Annotated in this window: 10 protein-coding genes and 1 tRNA gene; 6 read left to right on the top strand and 5 right to left on the bottom strand. The window is 33.3% G+C overall.

All coding sequences use genetic code 11. The features are described from left to right. Window positions 1-949: 949 nt before the first annotated feature. Together BUB42_RS09145 and folB are read right to left on the bottom strand one after the other, a co-directional pair. A tRNA-Cys gene (locus BUB42_RS09145) sits at window positions 950-1,023 on the bottom strand. Between the two features lie 173 nt (window positions 1,024-1,196). Beyond that, window positions 1,197-1,556: a dihydroneopterin aldolase gene (gene folB / locus BUB42_RS09140; RefSeq protein ID WP_073019416.1), complete on the bottom strand. Its 360-nt coding sequence runs from the start codon at window positions 1,554-1,556 to the stop codon at window positions 1,197-1,199. Between the two features lie 51 nt (window positions 1,557-1,607). On the opposite strand from folB, the gene BUB42_RS09135 reads away from it, so the two are divergent. The 4 genes from BUB42_RS09135 (at window position 1,608) to BUB42_RS09120 (ending at window position 5,009) form a co-directional block, all read left to right on the top strand. After that, complete coding sequence (locus tag BUB42_RS09135; protein ID WP_073019414.1) at window positions 1,608-3,710, top strand: glutamine--tRNA ligase/YqeY domain fusion protein; 2,103 nt, start codon at window positions 1,608-1,610, stop codon at window positions 3,708-3,710. Window positions 3,711-4,013: 303 nt separating this feature from the next. Continuing rightward, on the top strand, window positions 4,014-4,343 hold the full coding sequence (locus tag BUB42_RS09130) for a YtxH domain-containing protein (RefSeq protein ID WP_073019413.1): 330 nt from the start codon (window positions 4,014-4,016) through the stop codon (window positions 4,341-4,343). Between the two features lie 39 nt (window positions 4,344-4,382). Further along, complete coding sequence (locus BUB42_RS09125) at window positions 4,383-4,733, top strand: competence protein (RefSeq protein ID WP_073019411.1); 351 nt, start codon at window positions 4,383-4,385, stop codon at window positions 4,731-4,733. A gap of 3 nt (window positions 4,734-4,736) precedes the next feature. Next, on the top strand, window positions 4,737-5,009 hold the full coding sequence (locus BUB42_RS09120; RefSeq protein WP_073019409.1) for a DUF6327 family protein: 273 nt from the start codon (window positions 4,737-4,739) through the stop codon (window positions 5,007-5,009). Window positions 5,010-5,038: 29 nt separating this feature from the next. Here the strand turns inward: BUB42_RS09120 and BUB42_RS09115 are convergent, their stop codons facing one another. The 3 genes from BUB42_RS09115 to BUB42_RS09105 form a co-directional block, all read right to left on the bottom strand. Then, the gene (locus tag BUB42_RS09115; protein ID WP_073019536.1) at window positions 5,039-6,016 is read right to left on the bottom strand and encodes an SPFH domain-containing protein; all 978 of its coding nucleotides are present in this window, start codon (window positions 6,014-6,016) and stop codon (window positions 5,039-5,041) included. A 273-nt stretch (window positions 6,017-6,289) separates the two neighbouring features. Continuing rightward, window positions 6,290-7,813 (bottom strand): glutamate--tRNA ligase, encoded by a 1,524-nt coding sequence (gene gltX / locus BUB42_RS09110; protein ID WP_073019408.1) that lies wholly within the window; start codon window positions 7,811-7,813, stop codon window positions 6,290-6,292. A 40-nt stretch (window positions 7,814-7,853) separates the two neighbouring features. Then, window positions 7,854-8,882: an alkane 1-monooxygenase gene (locus BUB42_RS09105; protein WP_073019406.1), complete on the bottom strand. Its 1,029-nt coding sequence runs from the start codon at window positions 8,880-8,882 to the stop codon at window positions 7,854-7,856. Window positions 8,883-9,013: 131 nt separating this feature from the next. Between BUB42_RS09105 and BUB42_RS09100 the strand changes: the two genes are divergently transcribed. Together BUB42_RS09100 and ybeY are read left to right on the top strand one after the other, a co-directional pair. Further along, window positions 9,014-12,313, top strand: a complete 3,300-nt coding sequence (locus tag BUB42_RS09100; protein WP_396177777.1) for a DUF4175 family protein — start codon at window positions 9,014-9,016, stop codon at window positions 12,311-12,313. After that, the gene (gene ybeY / locus BUB42_RS09095) at window positions 12,310-12,729 is read left to right on the top strand and encodes an rRNA maturation RNase YbeY (protein ID WP_073019402.1); all 420 of its coding nucleotides are present in this window, start codon (window positions 12,310-12,312) and stop codon (window positions 12,727-12,729) included. The genes BUB42_RS09100 and ybeY overlap by 4 nt, the downstream gene beginning before the upstream one ends. The last annotated feature ends 81 nt before the right edge of the window (window positions 12,730-12,810 follow it).

Below are 12,810 nucleotides of genomic sequence, written 5' to 3'. Positions count from 1 at the left end.
AACTCTTTTGCGATATTTCATAATTATAAGCTAAAGCCACTTCAATTGTCACGCTGGAAGCGTCTCAATAATTGTGATCATTTCTATTGAGACTGTACCAAAAAGACAAGGTAAATCCATTCCAATTGCCACGTAGGAAGCGTCTCGACAAATTTGAGCATCATAATTGAGACGCTTCCAGCGTGACAAACTGCATACTTAAAAATTAGACATAAAAAAAAGAGATACATTTCTGTATCTCTTTAGAGGCATCGTCTGGATTCGAACACTATTTTTAATTAATTTTTCTTAAAAATTAGACATAAAAAAAAGAGATACATCTCTGTAGCTCTTTAGAGGCATCGTCTGGATTCGAACACTATCTTTAATTAATTTTTTTAAAAAATTAGACATAAAAAAAGCGATACATTTCTGTATCTCTTGGAAGCATCGTCTGGATTCGAACACTATCTTTAATTAATTTTTCTTAAAAAATTAGACATAAAAAAAAGAGATACATTTCTGTATCTCTTGGAGGCATCGTCTGGATTCGAACACTATCTTTAATTAATTTTTTTAAAAAATTAGACATAAAAAAAAGAGATACATTTCTGTATCTCTTGGAGGCATCGTCTGGATTCGAACACTATCTTTAATTAATTTTTCTTAAAAATTAGACATAAAAAAAGAGATACATTTCTGTATCTCTTGGAGGCATCGTCTGGATTCGAACACTATCTTTAATTAATTTTTTTAAAAATTAGACATAAAAAAAGAGATACATTTCTGTATCTCTTGGAGGCATCGTCCGGATTCGAACACTATCTTTAATTAATTTTTTTAAAAATTAGACATAAAAAAAGAGATACATTTCTGTATCTCTTGGAGGCATCGTCTGGATTCGAATACTATCTTTAATTAATTTTTTTAAAAATTAGACATAAAAAAAGAGATACATTTCTGTATCTCTTGGAGGCATCGTCCGGATTCGAACCGGAGTAGGAGCTTTTGCAGAGCCCAGCCTAGCCGCTCGGCCACGACGCCAATTATTTATTGGTCTGCAAATGTACTTAATAATTTTAAGTTTAAAAAATTTTAAAATTTTAAAATTCTAAAAATAGTATTAGCTCATTATAAGTATTTAAAAACGAAGGATATGTATTATTATAAAGTTTCATTTTTGTTATCTTTAGTCCCCGTTCGGAGGACAGGTGGCTTTAACTCCTGTACTCTTCCATTTCAATAGTAACTGCTTCAACATCACCGCCTATAGGAGGGTTTAGCTTTGAAACTCCAACAATGATTCTTGATATTTCAGGGATTTCATCAAAAATTCTTGTGAGAATTCGATGTGCTACATGCTCTAACAAATCAGCGCGAATAGCCATTTCATCCACTACAATTTGATTTAGAAGTACATAATCTACAGTGTCTTTTAAACTATCTGAAATACTTGATTTTCTTAAGTCAGTTTTAACCTCTAAGTTTACAATATAGTCAGAGCCAATTTTTCCTTCTTCGATTAGACAACCGTGATACGAGTAAGTTCTAATATTTTTTAGCTTTATAATTCCCATTTTCTATTTTCTATGTTCTATTTTTTATCTTTGCTAAAATTAATAAAAATTATGTCAACCGAAGAAAAATCCCTTCATTTTATCGAACAAATCATTGAGGAAAGTTTAACTAATGGTTTTCCAAAGGATAAATTGCGTTTTCGATTTCCGCCAGAACCAAATGGTTATTTACACATAGGTCATGCTAAGTCTATTTGCTTAAATTTTGGTTTGGGTCTTAAATACAATGCTCCAGTGAATCTTCGTTTTGATGATACAAATCCAGCCAAAGAGGAACAAGAATATGTAGATGCAATTAAGGAGGATTTGAGATGGTTGGGATTTAAGTGGAACGAGGAATTGTATTCGTCTGATTATTTTCAACAATTGTACGATTGGGCGGTTGCGATGATAAAAAATAGTAAAGCGTATGTTGACAGTCAATCTTCTGAAGATATAGCAATTCAAAAAGGTTCACCAACACAACCGGGAGTTGATGGTCCTTATAGAAATCGATCTGTAGAAGAGAATTTAAAGCTGTTTGACGCAATGAAAAATGGCGATTATCCGGAAGGTAGTCATGTTTTGCGAGCTAAAATTGACATGAAATCGACTAATATGTTGATGCGTGATCCGCTAATGTACCGAATATTACACCGTCATCATCATAGAACGGGGAACGACTGGAATATATATCCTATGTATGATTACGCGCATGGCGAGAGTGATTATGTAGAGCAAATTTCGCACTCGATCTGTACGTTAGAGTTTGTTATGCACCGCGAATTATACAATTGGTTTTTAGACCAAATTTACGATCACGATAAGGTTAGACCGCATCAATATGAATTTGCTCGTTTGAACCTTAATTACACTGTAATGAGCAAGCGAAAACTGTTACAATTAGTGCAAGAAAATATCGTAAATGGATGGGACGATCCAAGAATGCCTACGATTTCTGGACTAAGAAGAAGAGGCTACACTGCGGCATCTATTCGGAAATTCTGTGATATTATTGGTGTTGCCAAAAGAGAAAATGTAATTGATTATTCGCTTTTAGAATTTTGTTTGCGTGAAGATTTAAATAAAACTGCTCCAAGAGTTATGGCGGTTTTAGATCCAGTTAAATTAATTATTACTAATTATCCAGAAGATACAGAAGAATGGTTAGAAGCTGAAAACAATCAAGAAGATTTTAGTGCAGGCTTTAGAAAAGTTCCTTTTTCAAAAGAATTATATATTGAAAGGGAAGACTTTTTAGAAGAAGCTCCGTCAAAATTTTTTCGATTAAGTATAGGTCGTGAAGTCCGATTAAAAAATGCTTACATTATTAAAGGGGAAAGTGTTGTAAAAGATGCTGCTGGAAATATTAGTGAAATACATGTAACGTATGACGTAGATAGCAAAAGTGGGAGTGGGAGTGATGCCAGCCAACGTAAAGTAGCTGGAACCTTGCACTGGGTTTGTGTTCAACATGCGCTGGAAGTGGAAGTTCGACTTTATGATCGTTTATTTAGTGATGAAGCGCCAGATAGTCATAAAGAGAAAAGTTTTTTAGATTTTGTAAATCCTGATTCTTTAGAAATTATTAAAGGATTTGTAGAACCAAGTTTGGCTAATGTCCAAGCAGGAGAAAAATTTCAATTTCAACGTTTGGGTTACTTTAATGTAGATTTTGATTCTTCTTCAGAAAAAATTGTGTTCAATAAAACTGTTGGATTAAAAGATGCTTGGGAAGAAAAAGGTAAAAAGGAAGAAAATTTGTTGATGAATACCCAAAAAGAAATCAATAAATATGTAAAGGAAAAGGATGAAGATAATGTCGTTTCAATTTTAAACACAATTATTGGAAACATAAAAAGTATTGATAATTATAGTTTGTTAACGCAAACGATAGTTAAAAACATAAAGAATGACAATAATGCTTTATTATTTTCTAATTTGATAATACTTCATTCAGATAAAATTACTGTAAATGACATTGACGAGGATTCATTAACTAAATTATATTCGATGTCGTTAAAAAGTCAGTTAGCCGCAGTACGGCTGTTAACGATTGAAAATTTGCAAAATGATGTGGATAATTTTGCTCTTTTTAAAACGCAGCTAACAGAATTAAAAATGAATGAAAAAAATGAAAAGGTTTATAAATTATTAAATGATCTTAAAATTTAAGTTAAGATTTGAACTATTGTTTTTACTAATGATAAGCTCTCTCTTTAGAGGGCTTTTCTTATTATTGTAATTATCTATAAAATGCGGTATTTTAATATATAATTTCTATGGTAATCGACGTTAAATAGACAGAATTAAGACGTCATTTTAATATTTCCATCCTCTTTCATTAAAGCTAAATTTACGTTAAAATACGTGCTTTAAAACAATTTTAATCGCGATGTTTTGGACTTTAACGAGTTGTTAACTCTAGATTGTTAATAATGTTGTAGATTTATTAAATCAACTTAAAATTATAAAATTATGTCGAATAATACTGGAAATACTTTATTAGCCGTTTTGGCAGGAATTGCAATTGGAGCAGGGTTGGGAATTTTATATGCACCAGATAAAGGCTCAAAAACTAGAAAAGATGTCAAAGATGGTTTTGCCGATGGAAAAAACGATTTGAATCATAAGTTTGATTCTATATTATCTCAACTGGGTGATAAATTAATAACTACCGCAGTTGACCTAGAAGAATCTTACAAAGATATGGTCTCAAATGCAAGTTACAAGACTGAAGATGTCATTTCGTTCTTAGAAGAAAAACTAGCTAACTTGAAAAAGCAAAACGCACAACACCAAAAATAATATTGATAATTACTAAAAGATATTTTTAAAAATAAATCTATGGCTTTTGAAGAATTAAAAGAAAACACTGAAAATATTCAAGAACACCTTAAGTCTTATGTAGAAAGTTCAGCAGCGTATTATAAATTACGTGGATTCAAAGTTGCGATGAAATCAACAACTATGATAGTCAAATATTCATTGATTTTATTTAGTTGTGCGATGGTCCTACTTTTTTGTTCTGTAGCGGGTGCTTTGGCAATCGGTACAGCTTTTAGAAGTTATCCTTTAGGATTTTTAGCAGTAGGCGGATTTTATCTTATTGTAACAGGAATTTTAATTTTATTAAAAGATAAAATCGTGGAAGGTCCAATACTAAAGAAGTTTTCAGAAATATTTTTTAATGATTAAGATATGACAAATAGAATATATACTTCGTATAGCCAAATTGACAGAGATCTTGAAATGTTGAAAATTGAAAAAGAGATTAGTTATGAAAAATTAATCTTTGGCGTTAAAAAAACGAAAGACAATCTAGTTCCACAAAATATTGTTACTGATTTAATAAGCAAGTACAGTTCGGCAATTCCTTATGGATCAATTGTTTCAACGGCAATTCCATTCGTTATTAATAAAATATTCCCAGCGGTAAAAACTTGGTTTAAAAACAGAAAAAGAGGCGGTTAAGCCTCTTTTTTAGTTTAAATTGATGGTAATTATTCGATATCAGGGTTTTCTGGAGATTCTGGTATTTCGTAGTCAGATTCTCTCTTTCGACGTTCTTTTCCGTTTTTCTTTTTCATTAATTCACCTACCTGATTCGAAGCACTGAATGAAGCAATCATGTTATTTAGCATATCACTTCCTGCTTGTGGTGAATTAGGCAATAAAATTAAATTAGAATTAGCGTCAGCGCCAATTGCCTGAAGTGTATCGTAATGTTGTGTTACAACAATTAATGCTGATGCTTCTTGCGAGTTAATTCCAACTCTGTTTAAAACATCAACACTTTCTACTAAACCTTTGGCAATTTCTCTTCTTTGGTTTGCAATACCTTGGCCTTGCAAACGCTTGCTTTCGGCTTCTGCTTCTGCTTTGGCAACAATTCTAATTCGGGTGGCTTCCGCTTCAAATCCAGCTACTGTTTTCTCTCTATCAGCTGCATTGATTCTATTCATCGCGTTTTTCACTTGGATATCAGGGTCAATATCCGTTACTAACGTGTTTATGATTGTGTACCCGTAGGTGGTCATGGCTTCATTCAATTCTCTTTTGACAGCAATGGCAATATCATCTTTTCTTTCAAAAACATCATCGAGTTTTAGTTTTGGAACTTCGGCTCGCACTACATCAAATACATAAGAGGTTATTTGATCGTGTGGATATTCTAATTTGTAAAAAGCATCGTAAACTGTTTCTCTTATCACCATAAATTGTACAGAAACTTTCAGTTTCACAAAAACATTGTCTTTAGTTTTTGTTTCGATTATGACGTCTAACTGTTGAATTTTTAGGTTTACTCTTCCAGCAATTCGATCAATAAGTGGAATTTTGAGGTGCAAACCTGATTGTCTAATACTCAAGAATTTTCCAAATCTCTCAACAACAACAGCAGTTTGTTGCCGCACTGTAAAAAAGGAAGAGAGTAAAATAAAAAATCCTAGTACGAAGAGGATAATTAATGTAATGTTCATATCGCTTATTTTTAAATTTAAATTAACCCACAATTTACAATAAAAGTTGTGCTTTTTTTCTAACACTATAAAATATTAAGATAAAGATATCATTTGTGGAAATCGTTATTGATTTAAATTAGCGATTGTAATGGTAACTTTTTAATCAAAAACTATTAATTGTATATAACTTTGTTGCTTGTTTATGATAGGGGCAGAAGCTGTAGCCATGTTGACAAGATTTTTTTAGGACTGGAAATAAAAAAAGTCCTGATATTTCAGGACTTTCAATTATTAAAGTGTATTTATCGCTTTTTGAATTCTGGTAATCGTTTCTTGTTTTCCAATAACTTCCACAATATCAAATAGGTGAGGACCTCTAGGTGCGCCCACTATACTTAAACGAAATGGTTGCATTACTTTACCCATTCCAATTTCATTTTTTGTCATCCAGTCTTTGACAATTGTTTCGATATTCATCGAAGTAAAATCAGTTATTTTTTCAAGTACCGTAATTAATTCCTGCATCAAAGCTGGTGTTTCTGCTTTCCAGTTTTTACTTGCTTTCTCGTCATAAGCTGTTGGAGCTACAAAAAAGAAATCGCTGATATCCCAAAAATCCGAAACAAAATTAGCGCGTTCTTTGATAAGTGAAACTACTTTTGTAAGTTTTTCATCTGTCATGTCGAGCGCAGTCGAGAGGTTTTTTTCAGCCAAAATAGGAGCGAAGGCTTTCGCCAAAGTAACGTCTTCTTGTTTTATCAAATATTGGTGATTGAGCCACTTGTTTTTATCAGGATCAAATTTTGCGCCTGATTTATGTACTCTATCCAAATCAAATGCTTCCACTAGTTCTTCTAGTGAAAATATTTCTTTTTCGGTGGCATCATTCCAGCCTAATAAAGCTAAGAAGTTAATAACTGCTTCTGGGAAGAATCCTTTTTCTCTGTATCCCGACGACTTTGTCATGCTAGAAGCATCTGTCCATTCCAATGGAAAAACAGGAAATCCCATTTTATCACCATCGCGCTTAGATAATTTACCGTTACCAACAGGCTTCATAATCAATGGTAAGTGTGCAAATTTTGGTGCTTCCCAACCAAAGGCGCGGTACAATAGAGCATGCAATGGCATTGATGGCAGCCATTCTTCGCCACGAATTACATGTGACGTTTCCATCAAATGATCATCCACAATATTCGCTAAATGGTACGTTGGCATTCCGTCACTTTTAAACAATACTTTGTCATCTAAGAGATTTGTTTCAAATTTCACATCTCCACGAATGATGTCATGCAAATGCAATGTTTCATTAACTGGAGTTTTAAATCGGATCACGTAATGTTCACTATTAGCAATTCGTTTTGCAGTTTCATCTGCGGAAATTACTAACGAAGTATCAAGTTTTTCTCTGTTAGTATGATTGTAAATAAAGGTTTTTCCTTGCTCTTCTTCTAATTTTCTTGCTGCATCTAGATCGTCAGTGGTATCAAAAGCATAATAGGCATTGCCGGAATTGATTAATTCTACAGCGTATTTTTGGTATAAATCTTTTCTATCGCTCTGACGATAAGGACCATATTTTTCGTTTTTGCCAATGGTCTCATCTGGCGCAATGCCTAGCCATTCGAGTGCTTCCATGATGTATGCTTCGGCTCCAGGAACAAAACGGTTTTGATCTGTATCTTCTATTCGAAGGAAGAAAACGCCATTATTTTTTTTGGCAAACAAATAATTGAATAAAGCGGTACGAACGCCGCCAATATGTAAAGGTCCAGTTGGACTTGGTGCAAAACGCACCCGAACTTGTTTAGACATTATTGTTGATTTTTGGCAAATATAATTTTATTTTTATAGATTACTTCATATTTGCTGGTATTCGTTTATTCATCACAGCAAACCAAAGTGGTGGAAAGAACGATAAAACCATTGACGTAGGATACCCATAAGGCATTTGTGGTGACACGTCATGGTATTCTAGAATTTGATATTTTTTTTGATTTTTAAAGTGGTGATCGCTGTGTCTAGTAAGTTCGTATAATACAATGCGACCTAACACATGATTTGAATTCCAAGAATGTTTTTCGGTCACACGTTCATATCTGCCTGAGGCAAGTTGATTTCTTTTTAAGCCATAATGCTCAATGTAATTTATTGTTTCCAAAAGTAGAAATCCCACGATGCCTGAAAATATGGCGAATAGTAATCCTCCAAAGCCGAAGAAATAATAAATAGTAATTAGATAACCCACTTGAATTAGTGTGAACCAAAACATATCATTTTTTAATGAAAACAAAGATCGATTGTCTATTTTATTTAATTTTTTTTGAATTTGCCATGCTTTGAAATAGGTTCCAGTTACGGTTTGAAACCAAAATGAATATAGATTCTGATTATATTTAGCCGTTGATGGATCCTCTGGAGTAGAAACATGCAAATGGTGGCCGTGGTTGTGTTCTATAAAAAAATGAGTATAATGACTTGGAATCAAAAGAATTTTACCCATAACTTTTTCAAACATTGTTTTTCGGTGGCCTAATTCATGGGCAACATTTATCCCATTTGCGCCCAATATAATTCCCAAGCTTAGCGTCATTCCAATTATTTCATAGATGGGTAGTTGATATTGGGTAGTTCTAAACAAACTAAATAATATCGCTCCATACACTATAGGCACGTTTAGTAACAGTAAAACATCAAAAAGTATATTGTGTAAGCGTCTTGAGATGGTTTCGGTATCATAATTTTTTTCATCGGTAGGCAATACTAATTCTAATAGTGGAATCATTACAAAGGCAAACAGTAAAGCTGAGTAAGTCCAGAAGCCTCCAAAGTATATTCCTATTATACCAATAACAGGAATGCTGTAAGCGAATAAATATTTCATAGTCAGTGTTTTTGCATAAAATTAGCAAAACGTTTTGTAATTATAAACATAAATAATAACAACATTTATTTAACAAGTTGCAATTAATATAAATTACTACATTTAGTGGTTATTAAAAAGATTTAAAAATGTTGGAAAATCAACAACTTATTTATCAAAAATTAGAGGCTTTCATTAGAAAGTTTTATATCAACGAATTGATACGGGGAACGATGTTCTTTATTGGTTTAGGATTGTTGTATTTTCTGTTGACGCTTTTTGTTGAATATCTTCTTTGGCTCAAGCCAATGGGCAGAACAATTTTATTTTGGACTTTTGTTGGGGTAGAAGTTTATTTGTTGTCTCGTTTTATATTGTTTCCACTATTTAAACTTTTCAAGCTAAAAAAAGGTCTTGAATATAGTCAAGCTTCGACCATTATAGGAAGTCACTTTGCCGAAGTGAGTGATAAACTTACCAACTTTTTACAATTAGCAAATTCAAATAACCAACAAATTAAATCAGAATTATTAGTTGCATCCATTGAACAAAAAGCCAATGCTTTGCAGCCAATCCCTTTTGCAAATGCGATAAACTATAACGTTAATAAAAAATATTATCCTTTGGCAGTAATTCCAATGCTATTGTTGGCATTTTTTTTTGTGTCTGGAAATAGCAGTATAATTTCTCAAAGTTTGAATAGGGTTGTGAATTTCAATTCTGCGTTTTTGCCACCAGCTCCCTTTAAATTTGTGGTTTTGAATACGGATCTACAAACCGAACAAGGGAAGGACTTTATACTACGAATTAAAACCGAAGGTAAAATAGTTCCGGAGAATGCCTTAATATTTATTGACGACGAAAGTTATTTCATGGAATCTGCTAAGGCTGGGGAGTTTCAATTTAAGATTGTTAAACCAGCAGGAAATATTTTGTTCCACGTGGAGGGGAATGCGATCACTTCGCCTGAGTATGAGTTGAAAGTGATTAACGTTCCGACTATTGCAAATTTTGAAATGAAATTGAATTTTCCATCGTATTTGAATAAAAAGCAAGAAAGTATAAAAGGAACAGGAAATGCAGTTATTCCAGAAGGCACCAGCGTGACGTGGAAAATGAGTACTCAAGCGACTCAGAATGTTATGTGGCAGGATGAACGGTCAAAAGTTGCTTTTTCGAAAGTCGAAAATAATTTTTTCTTATCAAAAAGTATACTGCAAGACACAGAATATCAAATTCTTACTTCAAATGATAAGGTAAAAAACCACGAAAAATTGAATTACCAGCTTACTATTGTTAAGGATCAGTTTCCTACAATTAGTGTAAACAATCCGCCAGATAGCTTGAACGTTGCAAAGAATTATGTAGTTGGTCAAGTTGCTGATGATTATGGGTTGTCTAAAGTTCAGGTTGTCTATTACGAAAGAGAGAAGCCACAAGCGGCTAAACGTGGAACAATTGCCGTTAAAAAAGCTGCATTTGATCAATTTGTGTTTTCGTTTCCTAGTGATCTCCCAGTTATACAGGGGGTATCCTATGATTATTATTTTGAAGTTTTTGACAATGATGCCATTCATAATTTCAAAAGAAGCAAATCCACTGTTTTCACAAATCGTGTTGCTACTCAAGATGAAAAGGAAGATCAAATTTTGCTACAGCAAAATGAAAACATTAATAGTTTAGAAAAGTCTTTAAAAAACCAAGACAAACAAATTTCTGAAATAGAGAAACTTCAAAAAAATGGTAAGGAAAAAGAAAACTTAGATTTCAAGGATCAACAAAAAGTGAACGATTTTATCAATCGTCAAATGAAGCAAGAGGAAATGATGAAGGAATTCACCAAAAAGATGAATGATAATTTGGAGCAATTTAAAACTGATAAGAAAGACGAATTGAAGGAAGAGCTGCAAAAACGTATGGATAAAGCTGAAAAGGAGTTGGAGAAAAACCAAAAGCTTTTAGACGAATTGAAAGAGCTTAACAATAAAATTCAAAATGAAGAGTTGTTGACCAAGTTAGAAAAATTCAAACAAAATAGTAAAAACCAAACGAAGAATTTAGAGCAGTTAGTAGAGTTAACAAAGCGGTTTTATGTGGAAAAGAAGGCAGAGCAAATAAGTGACAAATTAAATAAACTGGCAGAAAAGCAAGAGAAATTAGCTGGTAATGAAAAGGAAAACAAAGGTGATAAACAAGATGACATCAATACTGAGTTTGATAACATTCAGAAAGATTTAAATGATTTAGAGAAGGAAAATAAAGAATTGAAATCCCCATTAGAAATACCTAATGATGCGGACAAAAAAGAGAGCATTAAGAATGATTTAAAGAAAGCTGCTGATCAATTGAAGAGTGGCAAAAAGGAACAGGCGAAACCCAATCAAAAAAGCGCAGCGAAAAAGATGAAAGAGATGTCGCAGAAGATGGCTGAAAGTATGGAGGGCGGAGAGATGGAACAGTTAGAGGAGGATGTGGCGATGATGCGACAAATACTGGATAACTTATTGGCTTTTTCATTGTCACAAGAGGATTTAATGAAACAGTTTAAAAAGTATAAATCTGGATCGCCGGCGTTTAATAAAAACATCAAAGTACAACAGGATTTAAAGCAGCAGTTCAAACATGTGGACGACAGTTTATTTGCGATGTCATTGCGCAATCCTAAAATAGCTGAGGATATAACCAAGGAAATTGGTAATGTGACATATAACATTGAAAGAGCGTTGAGCACCTTAGCCGATGCTCAAGTACCAAAAGGGGTATCGCACCAGCAATACACTATTGCGGCTGCAAATAAACTAGCAGATTTTCTTAGTGACATGCTTAATAATATGCAAATGCAAATGTCAGGAATGTCTTCTGGCAAGCCAAGACCGGGAAAGGGACAGGGTATGCAATTGCCTGATATTATAAAAAAGCAAGAAGGATTGGGTGATAAGATGAAAGAAGGAATGAAAGGGCAAAAGCCGGGCGAAGGTGAAAAAGGATCAAAAGGCAAACAAGAAAAGTCTGGCGGTGGAAGTCAAGAGGGTGAAGGAGGAGAAGGTGATGCGCAAGCGATTCTAGAAATTTACAAGGAGCAGAAGCAACTGCGCGAGGCGTTGCAAAAGGAATTAGACAAACACGGACTGGGAGGAAATGGACAAAGTGCTTTGGAACAAATGAAGCAAATTGAAAAGCAATTATTAAATAAGGGTTTCAAAAATGAAACACTTCAAAAGATCCTTAATATCAAGCAAGAGTTATTAAAATTAAATTCGGCCGTGCAGCAACAAGGTGAGGAAAATAAACGTCAATCTGAAACTAACAGAAAGGAGTTCAACAATCAATCTAATGCACTGCCATCAGGTTTATTAGATTATTTGAATAGCATAGAAATATTAAATAGACAATCCTTACCTTTGCGCTCGAATTTTAATCAAAAGGTTCAAGAATATTTTAATAAAAAATGATCAATTTTAATTACGAAACCGATTTTATTTTAGACAGTGAAGAGAATATTGCATCTTGGTTATCTGCTGTTATTATTTCAGAAAAGAAGAAAGAAGGGGAGATAAACTATATTTTCTGCGATGACGAATACCTACACAAGATAAATCTAGAATATTTAAATCACGACACATTAACTGATGTCATTAGTTTTGATTATACAATGGGAAATGAAATTAGCGGAGATATTTTTATTTCTGTCGAAAGAGTGAAAGACAACGCTGCTGATTTTAAGGTTTCTTTTGACGAAGAATTGAAGCGGGTTTTAGTTCACGGTATATTGCATTACTGTGGTTACAAAGATAAAGGAGAAGTAGAAGAGCTTTTAATGCGTACTAAAGAAGATGAAAAAATTGCTCTGTTCCACGTGGAACAGTAGAAAAGGAATGGTGATGTTAACGTTATGTTTCACGTGGAACACAAACCTTATTATTACAATGATTAGATTATTGTTTCACGT

It is taken from the genome of Flavobacterium micromati (assembly GCF_900129585.1).
In the GTDB taxonomy this organism is placed as follows: Bacteria; Bacteroidota; Bacteroidia; order Flavobacteriales; family Flavobacteriaceae; genus Flavobacterium; species Flavobacterium micromati.
Note: the sequence above shows the minus strand (reverse complement) of the source record. Positions and strands in the feature narration are given on the sequence as shown.

Excerpts from the sequence above, each read along its gene's own strand:
- folB (WP_073019416.1), bottom strand. The coding sequence starts at position 1,556 with ATGGGAATTATAAAGCTAAAAAATATTAGAACTTACTCGTATCACGGT.
- BUB42_RS09135 (WP_073019414.1), top strand. The coding sequence starts at position 1,608 with ATGTCAACCGAAGAAAAATCCCTTCATTTTATCGAACAAATCATTGAG.
- BUB42_RS09130 (WP_073019413.1), top strand. The coding sequence starts at position 4,014 with ATGTCGAATAATACTGGAAATACTTTATTAGCCGTTTTGGCAGGAATT.
- BUB42_RS09125 (WP_073019411.1), top strand. The coding sequence starts at position 4,383 with ATGGCTTTTGAAGAATTAAAAGAAAACACTGAAAATATTCAAGAACAC.
- BUB42_RS09120 (WP_073019409.1), top strand. The coding sequence starts at position 4,737 with ATGACAAATAGAATATATACTTCGTATAGCCAAATTGACAGAGATCTT.
- BUB42_RS09115 (WP_073019536.1), bottom strand. The coding sequence starts at position 6,016 with ATGAACATTACATTAATTATCCTCTTCGTACTAGGATTTTTTATTTTA.
- gltX (WP_073019408.1), bottom strand. The coding sequence starts at position 7,813 with ATGTCTAAACAAGTTCGGGTGCGTTTTGCACCAAGTCCAACTGGACCT.
- BUB42_RS09105 (WP_073019406.1), bottom strand. The coding sequence starts at position 8,882 with ATGAAATATTTATTCGCTTACAGCATTCCTGTTATTGGTATAATAGGA.
- ybeY (WP_073019402.1), top strand. The coding sequence starts at position 12,310 with ATGATCAATTTTAATTACGAAACCGATTTTATTTTAGACAGTGAAGAG.